At 54.3% G+C, this 21,520-nt stretch carries 19 protein-coding genes; 6 read left to right on the top strand and 13 right to left on the bottom strand.

The window, feature by feature from the left end; genetic code table 11:
- From K5Y32_RS09800 to K5Y32_RS09790, 3 genes are all read left to right on the top strand, one after another.
- Positions 1 to 774 (top strand): cysteine hydrolase family protein, encoded by a 774-nt coding sequence (locus K5Y32_RS09800; protein WP_222183268.1) that lies wholly within the window; start codon positions 1 to 3, stop codon positions 772 to 774.
- Positions 771 to 2,156, top strand: coding sequence for an amidohydrolase family protein (locus K5Y32_RS09795; protein WP_222183266.1), 1,386 nt, complete (start codon positions 771 to 773; stop codon positions 2,154 to 2,156). Before K5Y32_RS09800 ends, K5Y32_RS09795 begins: the two co-directional genes overlap by 4 nt.
- A 202-nt stretch (positions 2,157 to 2,358) precedes the next feature.
- Positions 2,359 to 3,462, top strand: a complete 1,104-nt coding sequence (locus K5Y32_RS09790) for an NADH:flavin oxidoreductase/NADH oxidase (RefSeq protein WP_222183264.1) — start codon at positions 2,359 to 2,361, stop codon at positions 3,460 to 3,462.
- A 72-nt stretch (positions 3,463 to 3,534) separates the two neighbouring features.
- Here the strand turns inward: K5Y32_RS09790 and K5Y32_RS09785 are convergent, their stop codons facing one another.
- The 7 genes from K5Y32_RS09785 to K5Y32_RS09755 all read right to left on the bottom strand — a co-directional run bounded on the left by K5Y32_RS09785 (position 3,535) and on the right by K5Y32_RS09755 (position 11,110).
- Positions 3,535 to 5,187, bottom strand: a complete 1,653-nt coding sequence (locus K5Y32_RS09785; RefSeq protein WP_222183262.1) for a GMC family oxidoreductase — start codon at positions 5,185 to 5,187, stop codon at positions 3,535 to 3,537.
- Positions 5,184 to 5,702, bottom strand: coding sequence for a sorbitol dehydrogenase family protein (locus tag K5Y32_RS09780; protein ID WP_222183260.1), 519 nt, complete (start codon positions 5,700 to 5,702; stop codon positions 5,184 to 5,186). The genes K5Y32_RS09785 and K5Y32_RS09780 overlap by 4 nt, the downstream gene beginning before the upstream one ends.
- The gene (locus K5Y32_RS09775; protein ID WP_222183258.1) at positions 5,692 to 7,101 is read right to left on the bottom strand and encodes a cytochrome c; all 1,410 of its coding nucleotides are present in this window, start codon (positions 7,099 to 7,101) and stop codon (positions 5,692 to 5,694) included. The genes K5Y32_RS09780 and K5Y32_RS09775 overlap by 11 nt, the downstream gene beginning before the upstream one ends.
- Before the next feature lie 115 nt (positions 7,102 to 7,216).
- On the bottom strand, positions 7,217 to 7,924 hold the full coding sequence (locus K5Y32_RS09770) for a hypothetical protein (protein WP_061719467.1): 708 nt from the start codon (positions 7,922 to 7,924) through the stop codon (positions 7,217 to 7,219).
- A gap of 42 nt (positions 7,925 to 7,966) precedes the next feature.
- A complete protein-coding gene (locus tag K5Y32_RS09765; RefSeq protein ID WP_222183256.1) occupies positions 7,967 to 9,115 on the bottom strand; it encodes a beta-propeller fold lactonase family protein in 1,149 nt (382 codons plus the stop codon).
- Positions 9,116 to 9,150: 35 nt separating this feature from the next.
- Positions 9,151 to 9,789, bottom strand: a complete 639-nt coding sequence (locus tag K5Y32_RS09760) for an aldolase (protein WP_101761469.1) — start codon at positions 9,787 to 9,789, stop codon at positions 9,151 to 9,153.
- Between the two features lie 13 nt (positions 9,790 to 9,802).
- Entirely contained in the window at positions 9,803 to 11,110 is a 1,308-nt protein-coding gene (locus K5Y32_RS09755; RefSeq protein ID WP_222183254.1) for an MFS transporter, read from the bottom strand.
- Positions 11,111 to 11,373: 263 nt separating this feature from the next.
- On the opposite strand from K5Y32_RS09755, the gene K5Y32_RS09750 reads away from it, so the two are divergent.
- A complete protein-coding gene (locus tag K5Y32_RS09750) occupies positions 11,374 to 12,408 on the top strand; it encodes a LacI family DNA-binding transcriptional regulator (RefSeq protein ID WP_222183252.1) in 1,035 nt (344 codons plus the stop codon).
- Here K5Y32_RS09750 and K5Y32_RS09745 read toward each other — a convergent pair.
- Positions 12,405 to 13,094 carry a substrate-binding domain-containing protein gene (locus K5Y32_RS09745; RefSeq protein ID WP_222183250.1) on the bottom strand — a complete coding sequence of 230 codons (690 nt, stop codon included), beginning with the start codon at positions 13,092 to 13,094 and terminating at the stop codon, positions 12,405 to 12,407. The genes K5Y32_RS09750 and K5Y32_RS09745 overlap by 4 nt on opposite strands.
- 2 nt (positions 13,095 to 13,096) lie before the next feature.
- Positions 13,097 to 14,344, bottom strand: a complete 1,248-nt coding sequence (locus K5Y32_RS09740) for an alpha-hydroxy acid oxidase (protein WP_008106273.1) — start codon at positions 14,342 to 14,344, stop codon at positions 13,097 to 13,099.
- A 205-nt stretch (positions 14,345 to 14,549) separates the two neighbouring features.
- Here K5Y32_RS09740 and K5Y32_RS09735 point away from each other — a divergent pair, with 205 nt between their 5' ends.
- Entirely contained in the window at positions 14,550 to 15,215 is a 666-nt protein-coding gene (locus K5Y32_RS09735; protein ID WP_110866925.1) for an aspartate/glutamate racemase family protein, read from the top strand.
- Positions 15,209 to 16,489, top strand: coding sequence for a 3-oxo-tetronate kinase (gene otnK, locus K5Y32_RS09730; RefSeq protein WP_222183247.1), 1,281 nt, complete (start codon positions 15,209 to 15,211; stop codon positions 16,487 to 16,489). The genes K5Y32_RS09735 and otnK overlap by 7 nt, the downstream gene beginning before the upstream one ends.
- Positions 16,490 to 16,528: 39 nt before the next feature.
- Here the strand turns inward: otnK and K5Y32_RS09725 are convergent, their stop codons facing one another.
- From K5Y32_RS09725 to K5Y32_RS09710, 4 genes are all read right to left on the bottom strand, one after another.
- Complete coding sequence (locus tag K5Y32_RS09725; RefSeq protein WP_222183245.1) at positions 16,529 to 17,749, bottom strand: aromatic amino acid transporter; 1,221 nt, start codon at positions 17,747 to 17,749, stop codon at positions 16,529 to 16,531.
- Between the two features lie 127 nt (positions 17,750 to 17,876).
- Positions 17,877 to 18,887: a Gfo/Idh/MocA family protein gene (locus tag K5Y32_RS09720; protein WP_222183243.1), complete on the bottom strand. Its 1,011-nt coding sequence runs from the start codon at positions 18,885 to 18,887 to the stop codon at positions 17,877 to 17,879.
- An 11-nt stretch (positions 18,888 to 18,898) separates the two neighbouring features.
- Positions 18,899 to 19,720 (bottom strand): TIM barrel protein, encoded by an 822-nt coding sequence (locus K5Y32_RS09715; RefSeq protein ID WP_222183241.1) that lies wholly within the window; start codon positions 19,718 to 19,720, stop codon positions 18,899 to 18,901.
- Between the two features lie 131 nt (positions 19,721 to 19,851).
- Entirely contained in the window at positions 19,852 to 21,288 is a 1,437-nt protein-coding gene (locus K5Y32_RS09710; RefSeq protein ID WP_222183240.1) for a sugar porter family MFS transporter, read from the bottom strand.
- Between the last annotated feature and the right edge of the window lie 232 nt (positions 21,289 to 21,520).

The raw sequence follows: 21,520 nt of genomic DNA, 5'->3' as shown, positions 1-21,520 counted from the left end.
ATGCCGGAGAACGTTTTAGGCAGCAGTCGACACAATCAATGGCGCGTTTCAGCGCAAGTGGTTGATACGCGGCGTCCAACGCAGGCGTCGCGCAGCGTGCAGCTTACATCGCGTGAACGTTCAGTGATTTTTGATCTGCAGCGCACGGCAATCCTGGTAATTGATATGCAGAACGACTTTTGTCATGCCGAAGGCTGGCTCGGGCATATCGGCGTCGATGTCACGCCTGCGCGCGCGCCGATTGCACCGCTGCAAGCCTTGCTGCCGACGCTGCGCGCCGCTCAGGTACCGGTGATTTGGCTTAACTGGGGCAATCGCGCTGATAAACTCAATCTCAGCCCTGCGCTGCTGCACGTCTATAACCCGAACGGTGATGGCGTGGGATTAGGCGATCCGCTGCCGGTTTCCGGCGCGCCGGTGTTGCAGGCCGGCAGCTGGGCGGCGGAAGTAGTGGACGAACTGACGCCGGATGCCAATGACATTCGCGTCAACAAATACCGCATGTCCGGTTTTCAGGACAGCGAACTCGACAGCATTCTGCGCAATCTCAACGTCACCACGCTGCTGTTTGCCGGTGTTAACGTCGATCAGTGCGTGCTTTGCACCTTACAGGATGCCAACTTTCGCGGTTACGACTGTCTGCTGCTGGAAGATTGCAGCGCCACCACCTCGCCGGCTTATTGCCGCGATGCCACGCTGTATAACGTGCAGCAATGCTTTGGTTTTGTGGTTAATGCCGCTGAATTACAGCAGCAACTGGAGAACGCCTCATGAGTTATCTGCTGGCTGACGGCTGGATGATCACCATGAATCCGCAACGCGAGATTCTGGAACAGGCCAGTTTGCTGATTGAAGATAAGACCATTCGCGCCATCGGCACGCGCGACGCTTTGCAGCAGCGCTATCCGGAAGCGGAAATTATCGACTGCCGCGAACGCATTATTATGCCGGGCATGGTGAACACGCATACGCATCTGTTTCAGACGCTGCTGAAAGGTCTCGGCGATGACATGGTGCTGAAAAAGTGGTTCACCTGCATGACCGGACCCAGCGCCGTGGCGTTGACCGAAGAGGATGTTTACGCCGCCGCGCTGCACGGCTGCATGGAATCACTGCGTTCGGGCGTCACGTCGCTGGTCGATTTTATGTACGCGCATCCGCGTCCAGGATTAACCGCCAAAGTGATCGAGGCCTTTGAAGTCAGCGGCATTCGCGGTCATGTGTGTCGCGGTTTTCTCACCAGCGGCGCTGAGCATGGCATTCCTGCCGAACTGATCGAAACGCCTGAACAGGCGCTGGCCGATGCGCGCGCGGTAATCGATCGTTATCATCAGGTCGATGGCCGGGTAAAAGTCGGTCTGGCACCGAGCATGATTTGGGCGCTGGATGAGAAAGTACTGCGCGGCACGCGCCAGCTGGCGGATGAAACCGGCGTGCTGATCACTACGCATGTGGCGGAAACCGATTTTGAGATCGAGCAGGCGAAGCTGCGTTTTCAGGCCAGCGATACCGAATTCCTCAGCGATATCGGCTTCCTCGGCCCGGACGTGCTGGCGGTGCATTGCGTGCAGTGCAATTCGCGCGACATCCGCGCACTCAAACATCATGACACGCGCGTGTCGCACAATCCCTGCAGCAATCTCTACCTCGCTTCCGGCGTGCCGCCTATTCCCGAGATGCTGGCTGCCGGCCTAACCGTTGGTTTGGGTTCAGACGGCCCGGCCAGCAGCAACAATCACAATCTTTTTCAGGCGATGAAAGTGGCGGCGCTGCTGCAAAAAGGCGTGCACCGCGATCCCACCATTATGACGGCGGAAAAAGTGCTGGAGATGGCCACCATCGACGGTGCGCGGGCAATTGGACTTGAACATCTGGTGGGTTCGCTGGAAGTCGGCAAACGCGCCGATGTGGTGATCGTTGATACCTCGCATCCGGCGATGACGCCGATCCATCATCCGGTTTCATCGCTGGTCTACTCGGCGCTCGGCCACGAGGTCAGCGATGTGTTTGTTGATGGCGCTTATCTGCTGCGAGCCGGGGAGTTTACCCAGCTCAATCAAAAAGAGGTAATGGCGCGTTCGCAACGTGCAGCGCATTCACTGGCGGTGCGCACCGGCAATGATAAAGCGCGCGGCTGGCGATCGGCGGCGTTTTAAATTGAAGTGCTAATATTTTATCTTTTTAAGTCTTGAAATGATGATTTATTAACATTCAATAGGATCCCTGCCTTGTAATGTGTCGCAGCGGCACATTCCGCTTAACTTACTTTTTGCTACAACATTCAAACTCATAGGCCTCTGCAAAATGCGCTTTTAGCCCTAAGCTTAAAGCCATTCAGCCACTGAAGATGAGGTTTCAATGAGTTTACTGTTTAGTGCAACGCAACTGGGTAAGTTAACGCTCGATAATCGCATCGTGATCGCGCCGATGTGCCAATACTCTGCGGAGGATGGCAAAGCCAGCGCCTGGCACCGCATTCATCTCGGGCAACTGGCGCTTTCCGGCGCCGGTTTGCTGATCATCGAGGCGACAGCAGTGGAAGCCGCCGGACGTATTTCTCCGGGCGATTTAGGCTTGTGGGACGATGCAACAGAAGCGGCTTTAGCCAGCGTTCTGCAAGATATCCGCCACTATTCTGACATTCCCTTTGGTATTCAACTCGGTCACGCCGGACGCAAAGCGTCCTGCGCCGCGCCGTGGCTGGGCGGCAATCAGCTGTCGCTGGAGCAAGGCGGCTGGCAAACCGTTGCGCCATCCGCGCAAGCCTTTAATCCTGAAGATCGCGCACCGGTGGCGTTAACTAAACAGGATCTTGAGCGCCTGAAACAGGCCTTCGTTGACAGCGCGCAGCGTGCGTCCAAACTCGGTATCCAGTTGATTGAACTGCATGCCGCGCACGGCTATTTGCTGCATCAGTTCCTGTCTCCACTGAGTAACCAGCGTGAGGATGAGTACGGTGGCTCGCTGGAGAATCGTCTGCGCTTCCCTCTGGAAGTGTTCCATGCGGTGCGCAGCGCCGTGCCAGATTCAGTGGCGGTGGGTGTGCGCCTCTCGGCAACGGATTGGGTTGACGGTGGCTGGGATGTTGAGCAGTCGATTGTCTTCAGCCAGCAACTCGAAGCGGCGGGCAGCGATTACGTGCACGTCTCCAGCGGTGGCTTGTCACCGCAGCAGAAAATCACGGTCGGTCCCGGTTATCAATTGCCTTTTGCACGCGACATCCGCAAACAGGTAAAGATTCCGGTGATTGGCGTAGGCTTGATTACCGAACCAAAGCAGGCAGAACAAGCATTGCAGGTAGGTGACGCAGATTTGATCGCGCTGGCGCGCGCAGTACTTTACGACCCGCGCTGGCCGTGGCATGCCGCCGCTGAATTGGGCGCGCAGGCTAAAGCGCCACCGCAGTATCTGCGCTCCGAGCCGCACGGCCTGAAAGGCACGTTGATTTCGAATAAAAAGTGATTGTTTGGAGCGGTGCGCATCAATGCGCACCGCTCCAACGAAGGGTCGCCATTTATGGCGACCGATTCTCACCTAACCTGCTACTTCCGACTTCATGGTCTGCAACATATGCTCAGCCAAACGCAAGCTCAACGCCGCACCGGTTAATGTGGGGTTCATGCATGACGCCGACGGCATCACACTGGTTCCGGCAATCCACATATTGGGATGATCGTGCGTGCGGCAATCGCGATCTACCACCGAATTATGCGGGTCATCGCCCATAATGGTGGTGCCCATGATGTGCTGGCGATCCTGAAACTTAGTATCGATCGACAATATTTCCGCATTCAGCAACTCTGCAAACTTGTGAAAATCTTTGATGCCCGCTTCTTTCCCGGCATGCCAGTAATCCGTCACGCTGTAGTAAATTTCCGGCAAAGGAATACCAATCGCATCTTTTTTCGTCTTGCTCGGCGTAACGCGGTTTTCCGACAGCGGCAAGGTTTCAAAATCGATAGCAAAGTTCAGCGAGCGCGCCGACTGGCGGCGGATCTCAGCATCCAGTTTGGAGCCCAGCACGCCTTTCTCAATCAGCGATGCAGCGTAATCAGCGGTTGGCACCGTGTTACGCACTTTGATCTTGTAGCTGGGGAAATCCTTGCGGAAGGCGCCATCGCGGTTGTTCAGATACACCAGCAATTCGGTTGGCCCCTGACCTGGCCACACATCTTCCGACATCATCACGTTCATACTGATGCCGGTGTGGCCCATCAAATTGCGGCCAACCTGATCGGAAGAGTTGGCGATGCCGTTGGGATATTTCTCCGACGTCGACATCAACAGTAGCTTGGGCGATTCGATACCGTAGGCCGCCAGCACAAAGTAGTCGGCGGTTAAATGGTGCTCGGAACCATCCGGCTTTTTATACCAAATGCCGGTGATTTTGCCGTCATCCGCCGCTTCAATACGGTAGACCACCGCGTTATCCAGCAGCTTTGCTCCCAAACGTTCCGCTTCATCAATATGCATCGAACCATCATATTTGGCGGCGATTGGGCAAACCGGATTGCAGTTATTATTGCCGCCACACATCGGGCGCTTGCCCCACGGCTTAGTCGCGCGACCGTTCGGTTCCAGTACCGGGTTATAACCGCCTTTACCCAGCATCTCGGTGAGGCGATCAAACAGATAACTGGTTGGCAAACCCGGCATCGGGAATGGCGTAGATCGCGGTGGCCAAGCTTTGCCGCCCTGCCCACTTTCATCTTGTCCATCGACACCCGAAACGCCCAACTCATGCTCGGCTTTGCCATACCACGACTCCAGCTCGTCGTAACCAAAAGGCCAGTCGCGGCCACGACCATAAAGGGTGTTAAGTTTGAAATCGTTGGGGATCATGCGCCACAGCGCAGAGCCAAAATGCCAGGTTGTGCCACCGACAACGCGCAGGTATTTGGTGGGATATTTAACCGGCCCAACCTGCTGCAAATAGTCACCGTAGGTGGACGGAATATGCGGCGGATTGGGATAAGGCGAACCCACGCCCTGTAATTTGATGTTGGTTAACGACATCTTGAATGGGGAATTTCGAAAACGTTCGACGATTTCCTGGCGAGAAACGCGCGGGCCCGCCTCGAGGATGATCACCGATTTACCCGCTTTCGCCATCTGGCAGGCGATCAACCCGCCCATCACGCCCGAGCCAATGATGATCACATCGGCATCGACTTTTTGTGCACTCATGCGCCTTCTCCTGTGGTTGCCACTTTGCCATCTTGCGTTACTGCCCAGTAGAACGGCCCGCCGCCATAGGTTGGGACCACCAGAATATCTTTGGTGGGCAGGTACATCATCGCATCGGCATACGCGATCAACTCCAGATCGCTGCCGTCACCGACCACGCCGGTGTACCACGCAGAAATGATGCGTTTTGCCGTTTGCCAATCAGAATTATCGGCCCCAAATGCGGCAAGAAATTCGTCGACATGAGCAAAATTATGCTGCTGCAACAATGCCTGCAGGCTGCTAAGCCGGTGTGTGAAGTCGGCATTATGGCGATTTAAGGCATCGAAATAGCGCTGCCCCAAAATCGGGCCGACCGGGCGACTCACCAGGAACTGCGAAACGGTCAGAAAACCATTTTCAGCCAGCTGATCTGCAGCCAGCGCGCGCGCCGGGAACAGGGAATTACACATCGCGCCGAGTGACAAAATGCCCATGCCTTGCAGCAAACGACGTCGGGAAAGGTTATGCGCCATGTTTTTTCCCCTTGCGCGAAATTGAAACCAGCAGCACCAGTAAAATAATGATAACTACCGCGCCACCGCCCCATACAGCAGGCTGCGCCAGGCGTGCAATCAATGGACGCTCGCCGCCTTCACGCACGGTTTTCACCTGTTCAGGCGTTACGTTCAGCTGAGCATTACCAAAGTTTTTAAGCACGTAGTTGCTGACGTCGGCAATTTGCCGATCGCTCAGTCGATCGGTAAATAATCCATCCGGGCCGAAAGCGGGCATTACTACATCTTTGCCATCAACCTGCCGATGTACGCCATAGACAATGGTGGCAATCAGGTTATCGGCCTGCGGTGCGCCGGTGGCGGTGTTATGGAACAGCGAAGGATAGAAGTGATTGCCCGCACCATCCGCCTGATGGCAGTTAGCGCAAGAGCTGGCGTAAACCTGCCAGCCCGCATCAGGATTTTTAACCGCGCGCAGCGCCGCTTCATCTGTTGCGGGTTTGCCAAGCGCGTCGCGTGGCGAATGGGTGGCCTGAGTCACTGCGGGGATCTGCCGCAGATAAGCCACTATCGCATTGATATCGTCATCAGACAGATGCTGTAAGCTATGCTCGACCGCTTCCGCCATCGGACCTGCTGCCTGCGCTTTGCCTGCAACATGACCCGTTTTGAGATATTGCGCGATCTGCGCATCGCTCCAGTTGCCAATGCCGGCTTGTTGATCGGGAGTGATATTCGGCGCATACCAACTGCCCAGGCTGCCACCGCTGAGTGCCTGAGCATTGTTTTGCCCCATCAGCGCATTACGTGGCGTATGGCAGGTATCGCAGTGCGCCAATGCATTCACCAGATAATCACCGCGATTAACCACATCCGATTTATCGTTTGCCGGAATAAACGGTTTATTATCGGCAAACAGCATATTCCAGAAGAACATACTTGAACGAATATTAAACGGGAAAGGCAAATCCGTTGCTGGCGGTACATTATCGTCTGCTTTTACACCGTGCATAAAATAAACATACAGAGCATGCATATCGGCATCAGAAATTTTCGCGTATGAGGTGTAAGGCATCGCCGGATAAAGATGCTGCCCCTGTTTATTAATGCCACTTCGCACGGCTTTAACAAAATCTTGTTCGCTATAATCGCCAATGCCGGCGGTTTTTGATGGCGTGATATTACTGGCAACAATATTCCCCAACGGCGAGGAGATAATATAGCCACCCGACATTTCCCTGCCCTGATTCGGTGCGGTATGGCAAGCTCCACAGTCCGCAGCAATAGCCAAATACTTGCCTTTCGCAATAAGAGCCGCAGACTCAGCCGCATCTTCAGCGTGAGCTGAAAATGTGGCAGACATCAGAATGCTCAACGCGAAAGGCAGACAACACTGTCTCACCTTTCTTGCTTTCATTGTAATTGCTTCCGGTAAATAATTATTAGTATGGTAAAAACAATAATGCACTTCTGTGGCAACCCACAGAAGTGCACATTATCAGACAACGTCAATTCACAAAATACAAACAGTGCTATAACAATTCATAATCATTGAAGATGATATTTTCTCCACTTGCGGCCGTTATATCGACTTTACCTGGCTCGGTTAAAAAGGCATCGCCGGGATGTACCCAAACTTCTTTTACCCGATTGGTATGAGTTTGATCGGCAATCAGTACCCGCCCTTCGGTAAAGAACACGCGCACGCCAGGCCCGTGTTGCGTATATTCGCCTGTACTGGCGCCAGGCTTGAGCGTGACCTTCCAGCCTCTGACGGTTTTCTTATCCAGCACCTGACTAAATGCGGCATTGGCAGGCCGGGAAGCGTTACCGAAATGTTGCGGGCCTGGAATGTTAATTTCGAACGCCACCTGATGATTGACGTTATTTCCGGTATTGGTAACCTTATCCGTATCCGATTTCCCTTGATGCTCACCGAATTTAACATTGCCGCTTTTCATTTCGGTCATGTTTACCGGCTTGTCGGGATACTCTATTTTGACCGGACTCCCTTCAATGTGCGTATTAACATAATCCAGATGCTGCTCATGAAATAGCGTCGATTGTCCAGGTTGAATTAATACGCGCATCACCGTGACGTATTTATTTTCCAGAATGACGTGGTGCAGTGGTTCCAGATCGGTGGCAACCCCTTTTTCAGCCGCTTGTGTCGGTAATCCTGCGCTTAACAGCGTCGAGCACAATAATGTGCTGAATAATGTTTTGCGAATAGTCGACATAAACACTCCTTTTCTTACGAATGAATTAAGTAGAGCAGAAATTTACTCAACGATAGTGACCCAATTAGCGCCCTTGCCGGTGGGGACGCGCTCAATTAATGTCAGTTTGCCAGTGGTTTGATCTATGGAATAGAGCGAAATTTGTGTCGACTTCTGACCCGATTCAATTAAATAGCGCCCGGAATTATCAATAGCAAATCCACGCGGCTGAGCTTCTGTGGGCGTGCTATTAATCAACGTCAATCGACCATCGTTCGGTGAAACATGAAATGCAGTAATATGACTGCTGGTGCGTTCGGTAGAATAAAGGAAACGTCCATTCGGCGTGATATGAATATCGGCTTGCCATAAACGCGGTTTGGCGGATTTTGGCAAATCATCATCGCCGGTCAGTGGTCGCGCCTCACCACGCTGCATGTTGGCGGCAATGGCCGGATCGAGTGACGGTGTCGCTTCATGTTCCGTCAGGGTGCCATCTTTACTCAGCGTCAGGCGGGAGATGTTGCCGGCCATTTCGGTCAGCAAATAGAGATTCAGCTCACCCTTCTCATCCCGCTGCGGTGCAAAGGTGAAATGACGCGGTCCGGTTGCCGACTCGCGTTGGATATTCACAAACGCTGGCGTGTTCGCCGTGACGGTTCCGCTGTGGCTATCGAAACGGTACTGCAGCAGCTGATCGGCGCCCAGCAGCGGTACATAGAGAAACTGGTTGCTGGGATCGGTCTGAATGGAATGTGCACGCTTTCCGGTATGCACCACCTGCACCGGCGCACTCTCAACTTTGCCATCCGCGGCAATGCGATTGATGCTAAACAGATCGCCGCCGTAAGAAGATGAAAGCAGGAATTTCCCGCTCTTATCCAGCGCGACATACGCCATCGCCTCTGGCAGCGGTGTATCCGCAAAATGCTGCAGCGAGCCGTCAGGTTGAATATGCCAGGCCGAAACATGGTAAGGCTTACTGCGAACGGAGACATAAAGTGTCTTGTTATCCTGCGATACCACCATCGGCATACTTTTCAGGCCGCTGGGGTATTCGCCAATCGGTTTCAGCTGGCGCTGCGCCTTTTGCAGCTCGTAGGCCGTCACCGTGCCGCTGTCGCCGTTGGATACGTAGACAAAGGATTTCTCCTGCGCCAATACCGTTGATGCAAAAAGCATCATGCCTGCGGCTATTACCGTCTTTTTCATCTTGGATCTCGTTTTTGTAGGGAACAATGCGGGTGTTACCAGCGCGTATTAAAGTGTTCGCACAGCTCCAATACGGCTTGTTCTGGCAGCGCGGCGGGCTTATCCACGCAGTTCAGCCAAAGGCGCGCGGTTTCTTCCAGCTCTTCAAGGGCAAAGCTTACCGCTGAAACGGATTTGCCCCACATCACCGGGCCTAGTCTCTCCAGCATCACGCCTCGCACGTCATTGGCCAGTTCAGCCACCTGCGCAGCCACATCGGCATGGCCTGGGCGGCGATAGTCGATTAACGGAATCCGCCCGACTTTCATCACCTGATACGGCGTCAGCGGCGGCAAAATGCTGTCGCGCTGCCACACGCCCGCTAACGTCAGTTGCACCAGATGCGTGGAATGGGTGTGCACCACGCCGTGCGCCTCCGGGTTGCGATCATAAATCTGGCGATGTAACAGCAAAGTCTTCGACGGCTTGTCGCCTGAAACCCATTCACCCGCGCGATTGACCTTGGCAATCCGGCCTGGCTCCAGATGTCCCAGACAAGCATCGGTTGGCGTAATCAGCCAGCCATCTTCCAGCCGAGCGCTGATGTTTCCCGCGGTGCCGGTGGTATAGCCGCGGTTAAACAGATCGGCTCCTACCTGGCAAATCTCTTCTCGCAAGACCTGTTCGTTTTGCATGTGGTTTCTCCTGTTATTGATTGGCGGTGGCAATGACGTTGGCATCAGATTTGGGACTGATCGGTAATGGCTCCAATTTGCCCAGCACAAACATAAAGGTCAGCGCACCCAGCACACAGATGCCGCCCGCGACCAGCAATGGCACCACGAATGAACCGTGGCTGAGGCTCAGCATTAAGCCGGTGAAGGAAGCCGTAACAATCCCGGCCAGGTTACCGGCAAAATTCTGGATGCCGCCTAGCGTGGCCACATAATTACTGGCGGGCGCAACGTCGGCTGGCAACGTCCAGATGTTGGCGGCGGTAAAGGCTAAACCGGCGTAAGTGATGGAGAACAACGTCAGGATCACGGTGATGCTGTCGGTGAATGCGGCGAAAGCAATCACGCTGGAGAGCAACATGCCACTGATAAGACAGGTTTTACGCGCCGCCGTTAGGCTAAATCCTTTGCGGTAAAGGGTATCCGACACAATCCCGCCAAGCAGACTTCCCGGAATCCCCATCAGCGCAGGGATCGCACCCAGCGTCCCTAACTCTTTCAGCGAGAAACCATGTGCCACAGTCAGATAAGTTGGGAACCAGGTCACAAAGAAATAGGTAGCGAAGTTCATGCAGAAGAAACCAATCATCATTCCCCAAACGTTGCGATGGCGGAACAGTGACCACAGTTCAACTTTGGCGTCGGCCTGCGTGGTGGGCAGAGCACGATCTTCCAGCAGATTTTGGCGCTCAGTTTCATCAAGGCCTTTCATCTCTTCAGGCTCACGATAGAAGACTAACCAAATCACCACCCAAATCAGTCCCAACGCGCCAGTCACGATGAAGGACGTTTCCCAATCCCACACGCTGATCAGCCAGGCAACCAGCGGCAGCGCCAGCGCACTGCCAGCACGCGGACCGGCATCAAAGATCCCGCTCGCCGTTGCACGCTGTTTTTTCGGGAACCAGCTGTAAACCACTTTGACACAGCCCGGATTTCCCCCTGCTTCGCCCAGACCTAATGCTAAGCGCGCCGCAAAAAGAGAACTGAATCCTTTACCAAACGAGGTAAACACCGTAAACAACGACCACCAGCCGACGGCGATGGCTAGTCCGGCACGCGCACCAAGACGATCGAGTAGACGTCCGGCCGGAATTTGCATCAGCGCATAGGTCCAGAAGAAGGCGCCCAGAATCAGTCCCATGCTGGTGTCATCGAGGCCTAAATCTGCTTTGATGTGCGGTGCGGCGATCGCGAGGTTGATACGATCGATGTAATTGATTGCGATGGCGAAAAAGCAGAACACGATCATCAGCCAGCGAATTCGTGGATATCTGCGCATGGTGAATTCCTTTATGATTTATATAGGGTTAACGAGGTTCTGCAGCCGTAGGGCGGCTGCAGCCCGCGTTGGGGTTAAATTTGGGGGTGACAGTTCGCGAACCTGTTAAAAAAACGTGAGCAGGCACACCCAAACTGATAACATGATGTCAAAAGTAAGCGATTACAAAATTCAGTCAAGCCAAAAGTAAGCGCTTTCAAAATTGATTGTGAGTTGTCTGCAATTTTTGTGGGCAAGCTCACTCTTTCTGCAGGAGTGACTTGATGAGTGAGAAGCAAAATGGATCTGGCCGCGTATCACTGGATGATGTTGCGCGTCTCTCTGGCGTTTCAACGGCGACGGTTTCACGCGTATTGAACGGCAGCACCACGGTCAAAGCGTCACGCCGTGAAGCGGTGGAAAAGGCCTGCGAAGAGTTGGGATATGTGATTAACCGCGCCGCGCGCACCCTCGCCTCACGCCGCAGCATGACAATTGGCGCGGTGGTCCCCACGCTGGCGACAGAAACCTTTTCGCGTCCGCTGGCGGCTTTTCAGCAACTGATTCATGAAGCCGGCTACACGCTGCTATTGGCCAACTCCAATTTCGATCCGGAAACCGAGCTGAAAGAAGTCAATAAGCTGATTGAATACGGTATCGATGGTTTGATGCTGGTGGGCAATACCCATCATCCAAAACTGTGGGAGCGCATCATTCAGCAGGATATCGCCTGCGTGCAGACCTTTTCGCAAGACAGCGAAAGACCTTGTGTCGGTTATGACAGCGAGGGTGCGGCTGAAACCCTGGCGCAGCATTTGCTGGGATTAGGCCATCAGCGTTTTGCGGTGATTGTCGGCACGCCGCCTTCGAACGATCGTATTTCAGAACGTCTGAACGGTACGCGCCGCGCCCTGCAGCAGTATGGATTGACGCTGCCGAATACACATTTAATTGATAACGCCTTCACCATGAATGATGCGCGTAGAGCGGTGTTTCGTTTACTCGATGCGCCGCAGCCGCCCACCGCCATCATCTGCGGTAACGATCTGTTGGCGTTTGGTGCTATGCGCGCGGCGAGCGAGCGTTATCTGCGCATTCCGAATGATATCTCCATCGTAGGCTTCAATGACTATGAATACGCCGAGCATCTTGAGCATCCGCTGACCACCATGCGCGTGGATTTAGCGTCGATTGGTGAACACGCGGCGCACTATTTATTAAATACGCTGAATAACTTACCTGCACAGATGCAGACGCATATAAGTACCGAGTTGATTGTCCGCGGCAGCAGCGGCTCGGTGCCCCGTCAGGAACGCTAATCGCGCCTGTCCATGCCGAAACGGTTGAACACGTCCGTGACTGACGGCGTTTTCAGCCAGCTAAGGAATGCCTGCGCCCGTTCCGGTTGTTGGGCGCGGCTTAACACCGCAGCCGAGAGCGAAATCGCCTGCTGCGTACCCGCTGGCAGCGGTCCAACAACATCAATGCCCTCCACCATCAGCAATTCGCTGATCTGCTGTACTGCCAGGTCAGCATTGCCCTGCACCAGTTGCTCGGCGGTGAAACCAGCAGGAATCACCGTGCCACGCGCGCGCAGTTCCGTATCAATGTTGAGTTGTTTCAACAATTGCGAGAACCAGACACCGCTGGCTCCGGCTTCTGACCAGGCCACCGAACGCGCGGCTAACAATGTCTGAATCAACGTTTCGCGATTGCTGATATCAGGCTGTGCAGCGCCCGCTCGCACCGCAATTCCGATGGGAGAATCGACCAGTTCAATACGTGTGCCCGCATTCGCCAAACCCGATTGTGTCAGGCGGTCCAGCGTCTCAACCGTAGCGATCACCACATCCGCTTCGGCGCCGGCGTTGAGCTCTTTTTCGATGATGGTACTGGGATGCCAGCGTATCGCCAGCGGTATATCGGGATGTTGCGACTGCCATTGGGCAACCAGCGTGTTAAACGGCGCGCTCAGTGCGAGCGCGCTATAAATCGTTAACGCCATGATTAATCCTCGCGTGCGAAAAAGGGAGCGCGACGCAGCAGCGCAGCATTAAGTTGCTCAGGCCGTGTAACGCCGATCAGCGCTAAATCACGATCGATTTCATCCCGCAGGATATGCATGGCATGTTCAACGCCCGCCTGAGCGCCAATCACCGCGCCATACAGGAATGGACGACCAAGAAACACGAAGTCCGCGCCCAGCGCCATCGCTTTCATCACATCGGTGCCACGACGGATGCCGCTATCAATAATTACCTTCATATTGCCCTTCGCCGCCGCGATTTCAGCGAGCGTATGCAGCGGTGGCACCGTGTGATCCAGCTGACGGCCACCGTGGTTGGAGAGAATCACCGCATCGGCACCAAGATCACGCGCGATGAAGGCATCATCCGGCGACATCAGCCCTTTAATCACCAGATTGCCTTTCCATTTTTTACGGATCGCTTCAACGTGTTTCCAGCTCAGTTTGTCGCGTGCATTGGTGTTACGCACTTTGCTCGACATCATCGGCGGGCCGCGTTCAGCATCGGTATTTTCGAAGTGCGGCGCACCATGACGCAGGAAGGTTTGCGCCACCGTGCCCAGCAGCCAGCGCGGACTCATGGCGCTTTGCCACATCACTTTCGGCGTGATTTTTATCGGCATGCTGAAGCCGCTGCGGGTATTGTGTTCACGATTACCCAGCATCGGCGTATCACCGGTCACCACCAGCGTTTTATAGCCTGCGTGTTCAACGCGATCGACTAATCGATCGATGCGCGGTTGATCGCCCGCCAGATAGGCCTGAAACCAGGCGTCCGGATTAGCGGCGATCACCTCTTCCAGCGGAATCAGTGATGAGGCGCTCAGGATCATCGGCACATTCATGGCCCGTGCGGCTTTCGCCAGCATTAAGTCCGCGCGATAGCTGACAAACGACGCGCCACCAAGCGGAGCCACACCGAAGGGATGCGCCCAGTCATGGCCCAATAAATTCACCCGCTGATCGCGGCCCGAAACATCGCGGAACATACGCGGTACAAAGACATATTGCTGATAAGCTTCATGCGCGGCAGCAAGTCCTCTGCCGGTTTCCACGCCGCCTTTCACATACTGATAAATCATATTCGGCAACCGCTTACGCGCATGGCGTTCAAAATCTTCCAGCGCCAGCAGATCACGAAAATGGCGCGGCACCGTATTCGCAGGGCGCACCTGCGCTTCGGGTGTCACGTTAACGTTAATAGCGGTGGTTTCTCCACGAATGGTCATAGTGCGTTCTCAGGGTTAGCTAAAAGTAAGCGATTTCAAAATAGGCATTCAGACGAATGCATTCATTTCTATCCTGACAGATACGCAGTTTTTTTGTGTGACGAGCATCACCTTATGAAGACAAATGTAAGCCCTTACATTTTCATTTTGCCTCAGGTATGGTGTGCTGTAATTCACTTGTGTATCGCTGGTGTCGGAGAAAATGATGAGCCAACGCATAGTTTTACTGCATGCCACGCCGGTGGCGATGCCCCCTATTCAGGAAGCCTTTAACGATCTTTGGCCAGAGGCTGAAGTGGTGAATTTGCTGGATGATGGTTTGACGCTGGATCGCGCTAAAGAGGAACAGCTTTCGCGCCAGTTGATTGATCGCTTTGTTGCTTTTGGCCGCTACGGTTATGCGATGAATGCGCAAGGTATTCTGGTGACCTGCTCAGCTTTTGGCCCGGCGATTGATGAACTCTCTGCGGCTTTGCCGGTGCCGGTGCTGAAACCGAATGAAGCGATGTTCGAGGCTGCACTGCAGCAAGGCGAACGTATCGGCATGCTGGCGACCTTTGGCCCGTCATTAGTGACGATGTGCGATGAGTTTTATCACTATGCCGAACAGATTGGCTCATCCGCGACGCTGGAAAGCGTGCTGGTTCCGGATGCCATTGACCTGCTGCGTAAAGGCGATGTCGCCAGCCACAATCGTCTGGTCGCAGAGTTCGCGCCGCAGTTGAGTCACTGCGATGTAATTATGCTGGCGCACTTCTCCACCTCGCGCGCCGCCGATGCCGTGCGTGAGAAAGTCTCGATTCCGGTGTTAACGGCACCGCATGCCGCGGTGAAAAAAATGCAGTTAGCGATTGGAGGCTCATCATGCTGATTGGGGTCATCGCCGATGATTTTACCGGTGCCAGCGATATCGCCGTTACGCTGTCGAAAGGATTGCTGGGCGAAGGCGGATTGCACACGACACAGTATCTTGGCGTACCGCAACAGCCTGCCGAGGAAAAGGTGGAAGCTGGCGTTGTTGCTTTGAAATCACGCTCTCTGCCAGCGCAGGAAGCCGTTCAACAATCGCTGGCTGCCTGTGAATGGCTGTTGCAGCAAGGCTGTGCGCAGATCGTGTTTAAATATTGCTCGACCTTCGACTCGACTGATGCCGGCAATATTGGTCCGGTACTCGACGCGCTGGCTCAGCGATTAGCGGCGCGCAATGTGATTGTCTGCCCGGCGTTTCCCGAGATGGGCCGTACGCTTTATCAGGGCAATTTGTTTGTGCACGACCGTCCGCTGAATGAATCTGGCATGGAGCATCATCCTGTGACGCCAATGAAGGATGCGGATATCCGCCGTTTGCTGGCGCGCCAGGCGAAAACGCGCGTCAGCCACATTGGCTGGCAGCAAGTGGTGCAAGGTAGTGATGCATTGCGCGAGATTCTGCAAGCCCGCGCAGACGAGGAACCGCAATTGGTGGTGGTGGATGCCCTCAGCGATCACGATTTAACGCTGATTGGCATCGCCGCTGCGGATGAGAAGCTGATCAGTGGTGGATCGGGCATCGCGCTTGCCCTGCCGCACAACTTTATCAGCGCCGGTAAAGCACAAGGTAATAACAGTAAGTTTCCTGCCATTAAAGGTTCCAGCGCCATTTTAGTTGGCAGTTGTTCAGGTGCGACGCGCGGACAAATAGAGGAACACCAAAAACAGCATGCGGTGCTGGCCATTGAGATTGAGGATGTGATGGCGGAACGTATTGATGCTGACGATCTCGTGGACTTCATCCTCACCCATCAGGACCGTTGCCCGCTGATCTATTCCTCAGGCGATCCGGCAACGGTGAAGCAAGCACAGCAGCAGTTTGGCCAACACAACATCTCGCAGCGCCTTGATCGGCTATTTGGCGATACGGCACGCAAGCTGGTGCTTGAAGCGGGTATTCAGCGTTTAGTGGTTGGCGGCGGAGAAACCTCGGGCGCGGTAGTCAGCGCGTTGAATTTAGATTCGCTGCAGGTTGGAAGTGAAATCGATCCTGGCGTGCCCGCCCTGTTTGCTCAGGGCGAGCGGCCGCTGGCGCTAGCGCTTAAATCGGGGAATTTTGGTCGGCGCGACTTCTTCTCGCATGCTCTTAACGTGTTAGCCGGTTCTACGCATTAAATCGAAGACAACGTCTGCACGACGTTGTCCTTTTCTCTCTTATCGGCCACCAAATTCCGGCAACACCCCAAACCAGCTCAGCAGCCAGGCCAGTATATTCATCGCGCCAAACACCAACAGAAAAGCCACGGCCAGCGAACAGCGTTGCTGAGATTTCCATGCCAGCAGCGCGGGGATGATCACCGCCCACAAGGTGGCAAACAGTCCGGCAAAACCAATCGCGGCGACAAAGCCATTCGGCCACCAAATCGAGGCAAGTAACGGCGGCAGGAAAGTCAGGCTGGCGGTTTTCAGGCGTGCGACGGATGAATTCCCGAATCCCAGACGATCGGCGATGAAATCAAACAGACCGGCGGTGACGCCAAGGAATGAGGCAATCACGGCGAAATGCGAGAAGATCGACATCATCAGCGCCAGCGCATTGACGTGCAGATGCGCACGCAGCGCCGCCATCAGCGCAGCGATGTCGCCGCCCTGCTTCACAATCTCAGGAAACGCGGCACGCGGTAGATTTCCCATGGTGCTGGTCAGCCAAAACAGATACAACGCCAGCGACAGCAGCGTTCCCAACACCAAAGCGCGCGTGGTGTTTTGCTTATTACCGCCGTAATAACTCACCAGACCGGTGATGTTGCCGTGGTAACCAAACGAAGCGAGACAAAACGGCAGCACGCCGAGTGCATAAGGCCAGTAACGTTCACCGGCTGCGGGTCCGCTCAGTAACGACGGCACGTTCACCTGCGTCAGAAGGCCACCAAACAGCACGATCAACAGCAGAATTTTCGCCAGCACGCAGAAGGTCATCAAACGGCTGACGCCCGTCGTACCGAGCCAAACGACGACGGCGACGCATAGCGTCAGCAACACCTTGGCTTCTGCGGTTGAGATGGGTAATCCCAACTGACTGACTGAGTGCTGATAGACCGGACCGCTGGCTGAAATGTAGGCGTATGTCAGGATGCCAAGGACGAATAAGATGCTGAGGCCGTTCAGCGCCGCCCAGCCGCGTCCAAGCAAATCTTTGGTTAAAGTGTCGTAACCTGCGCCCGGCGGATACGTGAGGCTGACGCGCATAAACAACAAGCCGGACAGCAACATGCCGCCCCAGCTGATCAGCAGTAACATTATCGCCCAGCCAAACCACGCGCCCGCCATCACCACCGGCAGCGTAAACATCCCTGCGCCCACCACGGTGCCGCAAATAATCATCGCGCCCCACCATACCGAAGGCTGGCGGCGGGACAATGTCATCTCCGTCATCACTTATTCCCTACAAAACATCTTAAAGGCGGCGATGATACACGGGAAAACGCTGAGAAGAGAGTGTGATACGCGATAATACGCGCGCCAGTTCAACCTGACGCGCGTTTAAGGAAGGAAAAACAACTTAGTTATAAAACGCCGGTTTCACTGGCATAGTGACCGGTACGATGTCTCCGGATTTTTGCGCCGCAACACAGGCATCGGCAGCAACCGCCGCAGCGAAGCCATCCCACGCAGACGGGCCGGTCATTTCACCCGATAACACGTTATTGATGAAGTCCTGCAACTCCACGTCATAGGCATCGATGAAACGCTTTTTCCAGTCGGTAAGAATGCTGGTGGAGAGTTTGGCCGCGCTGCGCGTCTGTACCGACATCGGTTCAGGCAGACGGGCAATGCCGCTTTCGCCGACCACTTCACACTGAATATCGTAGCCGTAAGCGCAGTTAACGAAGATTTCGACGTCGATGCGCACGCCTTTGGCGGTTTCCAGCAGCACGATTTGCGGATCTTTCAGATGCGAAGCGGCTTTACTGGTTGAGCGCGGGTAGATCACCTGCGCACTGACGTAATCATCTTTCAGCAACCAGCGCAGCACATCAAGCTCATGAATCAACGTATCGGTGATCGCCATATCAGTAGTGTAGGAATCGCCGACTTCGGGATTGCGATGCGCGCAGTGCAGCATCAGCGGTTCGCCGATGTCACCGTTATCAATCACCGCCTTCAGCGCGCGGTAGCCCGCGTCGTAAGGACGCATAAAGCCCACCTGCACCAGCTGCTTACCAGCGGCGATTTCCGCTTCCACGATGTTCATACAACCCTGCGCGGTGACCGCCAGCGGCTTTTCGCAGAAAACCGCCTTGCCGGCTTTGATCGCTGCCAGCACAAACTCTTCATGGGTTGGGCCCCACGAGGTAACCAGAATCGCCTGCACCTCTGGCGCGTTAATCAGATCATGTGCGTTGTCGTAAATCTCCGCCTGAATGCCGAGATCGCGGATGATCTGCTCGCAGTTGCTGCGGTTGATGTCATTCAGCGCCACTACGCGCGAATGTTGCAGCACCTGGCTACAACGACGAATGTGTTCGCGACCGATCGCGCCAGTGCCAATTACACCGATATTGAGCGTCATGGAAGTGTTCCTTAGTTATTCAGATAAGCAATGCTGGATTGGATTTCATGAGCAATTTGTTCTTCGCTCCAGTTATCCATCACCGATGAAAACGGTTCGAAAGCGTAGATGCCGCGATAGCCCATCTCTTCCAGACGCTGCACTTGCTGTTTCGATTTCAGCAGATCGTCGGCGCTCAGCATGATGCGCTCTTCGTCGGTTAACTGATGCGTTGGACGTGCGTCAGTCACGCCGGACAGATGCACCAGCCCGATGTTGTTGACGTCGACGCCGCCGGCAAAGTCTTGTTCAGCGCCTTCGTACAAATGATGGTGAAAGGTATCCAGTACGATTTTGAACGGCGCGCCGGCTTGTTTGATCAGCTGCTGTGCCAGAGCCGCTGAACGCAGCGAGCTTTGCGGGAAACCGAGCGGCTCCACCAGACCGGCAATGCCATATTCGGCAAACAGTGGCGCCAGCGTTTTTAACGCATCGACGGTTTGCTGCTGGGAAATAACGGTGCCGTCATTCAGTGGGCAAAGGACTAACGCTTTCGCACCGGTGGCACGCGCGTCTTTTAATAAAGCGCGCGTTTTCTCCAGCACGTCATCGCTTAATTGGTTAAACGGATAAACCGCATTAATAGTTTCAATGGTAAAAGCATGCTGAGTCGCGAGATGGCGAACTTCTTCGCCTGTTAAATTATCGGTCACGCTACCACTTTTCATATCATTGCGGATTTCGACTTTATTTAACCCCAGCTTTTCAACCAGCGAGAAAAAACGCTCGAGACTAAGATTAGGCGCGATTTTACGATTAACGCAGAGTCGGTCATGGCTTATTTTGTAGGTCATGGTGTGTTCTATCCTGAAAGAGTAATATTTATTAGCTTCTGTTTTGTCATGTCGCGTCGATATCTTGCGATAGTAAGCGATGTTGTTTTGCTGCTCTGCCAGAACTTTGATTGATTTACATCAACGCAACATCATTTATACAACTCATGGAAATAGTGCTCGACCTGCTCCAGGCTGCGCCCTTTGGTTTCCGGGATGGTGCGCAACACGAACATCGATCCACCAATACCAATCACCGCAAAAGTTAAGAAGGCTCCGGCCAGGCCAAACGCCGCCAGCAGCAGCGGAAACGCCATCGAAATGGCGAAGTTCGCTATCCACAGCGCAAACACCGCGCCGCCCATGCAAATGCCGCGCATACGCGCCGGGAATATCTCAGAAAGTAATAGCCAGGTAACCGGCGACAGCGCGCCTTGCTGGAAACACAGAAACATCAACATACCCGCCAGCACCAGATAGGCGCGCAGCAGATTGACGTCGCCTGCCGAGTGATATTCCGGCATGAAGAAGCACACCGCCGCGATAAAGAACAGGCACGCAGTACAGCCCATCTGTCCAACCAACACCAGCGGACGACGGCCGATTTTGCCGATCATCCAGATACCGACCAGCGTCATCAGCACCGAAATTACGCCGTTAGCGATAGTGGCGAACAGCGCGGCATCGTTACTCAAGCCTGTTGCCGTCAGCATGGTCGGCGCGTAATACATAATGGTGTTGACGCCGGTCAACTGCTGAATTGCTGCAATGCCGATGCCGAGCAAGAACACTTTGCGTAGCCACGGCGTTCGCAGATCGCGCAAGCGGCCTTTGCCCTGTTGCCGGTTCTCTTCGATGGTTTCTTCGATCTCTTCCAGCTCCCAATCGACGTCATCCGCCGCGCGGGTTTTCTCCAGCACTTTGCGCGCTTCGTTGTTATTACCGCGCATCACGTGCCAGCGCGGGCTTTCGGGCATAAAGATCATGCCAAACCAAAGTAAAACCGCGGGTACAGTTGAGATGGCGATCATCCAGCGCCAGGTGTGCTCTCCGCCCCAGATTTCGTTGAAAGTGGCGTTGGAAACGTACGCCAGGAGCTGACCTGAAACAATCATCAGCTCCTGCAATGTGACCAGTTGACCGCGCTTGTTCGCAGGAGCGATTTCCGCGATATATACCGGCACCGTGGCCGCTGCGCCACCGACGGCGATACCGAGGAACAGACGTGAAGCGATCATTGAGATGACATCCGGCGCGAAGGCCGAACCGATGGCGCCAAGGGCAAAAATAAAGGCCAGAGAAATGATGATCTTGCGGCGTCCCAGCGCGTCCGCGAAATGACCAGCGAGCAGCGCGCCAAAAGCAGCGCCAAACAGCAGTGAACTGGTGACTAATCCGGTGGTAAAAGGCGTGAGTTGCAGATCGTCACGCATAAAGAGTAAAGCGCCCGATACCACGCCGGTATCGTAGCCGAACAGCAATCCACCCAGCGTGGCGACCAGCGCAATAATTTTAACAAATGGCTCGGTGCGCGTGGTGCTATTGGGGCCGGAAGCGGTGTTGGTGGATATATAAAGTTCTCTTTCCATAATACCTCCTGGTGAAAAACAATTAAGGAAATACGGCAGAACAAAACAGAGCGTTCACGCTAACGGTGTTTTTATTTCATGTTAATTTTTATTTGGAATTTGTTTTCCGAAGTGTGAGTTCAAGCATTTTGGGATTTTTATTTTGATGGAATTGCATCAGGGAGATTTTTTATTTAGGCAGGATTCATCAAGGTAATTAGAAAGGTCGCCATGAATGGCGACCCTAGGTGTA

It is taken from the genome of Pantoea sp. DY-15 (assembly GCF_019795935.1).
GTDB classification, from domain to species: Bacteria; Pseudomonadota; Gammaproteobacteria; order Enterobacterales; family Enterobacteriaceae; genus Pantoea; species Pantoea leporis.
This window is presented reverse-complemented; position numbering and strand designations above follow the sequence as displayed.

Coding starts and splice junctions, on each gene's coding strand:
- K5Y32_RS09720 (WP_222183243.1), bottom strand. CDS start 18,887: ATGACGCTCAATATCGGTGTAATTGGCACTGGCGCGATCGGTCGCGAA.
- K5Y32_RS09760 (WP_101761469.1), bottom strand. CDS start 9,789: ATGCAAAACGAACAGGTCTTGCGAGAAGAGATTTGCCAGGTAGGAGCC.
- K5Y32_RS09775 (WP_222183258.1), bottom strand. CDS start 7,101: ATGAAAGCAAGAAAGGTGAGACAGTGTTGTCTGCCTTTCGCGTTGAGC.
- K5Y32_RS09715 (WP_222183241.1), bottom strand. CDS start 19,720: ATGACCTACAAAATAAGCCATGACCGACTCTGCGTTAATCGTAAAATC.
- K5Y32_RS09785 (WP_222183262.1), bottom strand. CDS start 5,187: ATGAGTGCACAAAAAGTCGATGCCGATGTGATCATCATTGGCTCGGGC.
- K5Y32_RS09765 (WP_222183256.1), bottom strand. CDS start 9,115: ATGAAAAAGACGGTAATAGCCGCAGGCATGATGCTTTTTGCATCAACG.
- K5Y32_RS09745 (WP_222183250.1), bottom strand. CDS start 13,094: ATGGCGTTAACGATTTATAGCGCGCTCGCACTGAGCGCGCCGTTTAAC.
- K5Y32_RS09800 (WP_222183268.1), top strand. CDS start 1: ATGCCGGAGAACGTTTTAGGCAGCAGTCGACACAATCAATGGCGCGTT.
- K5Y32_RS09740 (WP_008106273.1), bottom strand. CDS start 14,344: ATGACCATTCGTGGAGAAACCACCGCTATTAACGTTAACGTGACACCC.
- K5Y32_RS09790 (WP_222183264.1), top strand. CDS start 2,359: ATGAGTTTACTGTTTAGTGCAACGCAACTGGGTAAGTTAACGCTCGAT.
- K5Y32_RS09780 (WP_222183260.1), bottom strand. CDS start 5,702: ATGGCGCATAACCTTTCCCGACGTCGTTTGCTGCAAGGCATGGGCATT.
- K5Y32_RS09725 (WP_222183245.1), bottom strand. CDS start 17,749: ATGACGGAGATGACATTGTCCCGCCGCCAGCCTTCGGTATGGTGGGGC.
- K5Y32_RS09735 (WP_110866925.1), top strand. CDS start 14,550: ATGAGCCAACGCATAGTTTTACTGCATGCCACGCCGGTGGCGATGCCC.
- otnK (WP_222183247.1), top strand. CDS start 15,209: ATGCTGATTGGGGTCATCGCCGATGATTTTACCGGTGCCAGCGATATC.
- K5Y32_RS09770 (WP_061719467.1), bottom strand. CDS start 7,924: ATGTCGACTATTCGCAAAACATTATTCAGCACATTATTGTGCTCGACG.
- K5Y32_RS09795 (WP_222183266.1), top strand. CDS start 771: ATGAGTTATCTGCTGGCTGACGGCTGGATGATCACCATGAATCCGCAA.
- K5Y32_RS09750 (WP_222183252.1), top strand. CDS start 11,374: ATGAGTGAGAAGCAAAATGGATCTGGCCGCGTATCACTGGATGATGTT.
- K5Y32_RS09710 (WP_222183240.1), bottom strand. CDS start 21,288: ATGGAAAGAGAACTTTATATATCCACCAACACCGCTTCCGGCCCCAAT.
- K5Y32_RS09755 (WP_222183254.1), bottom strand. CDS start 11,110: ATGCGCAGATATCCACGAATTCGCTGGCTGATGATCGTGTTCTGCTTT.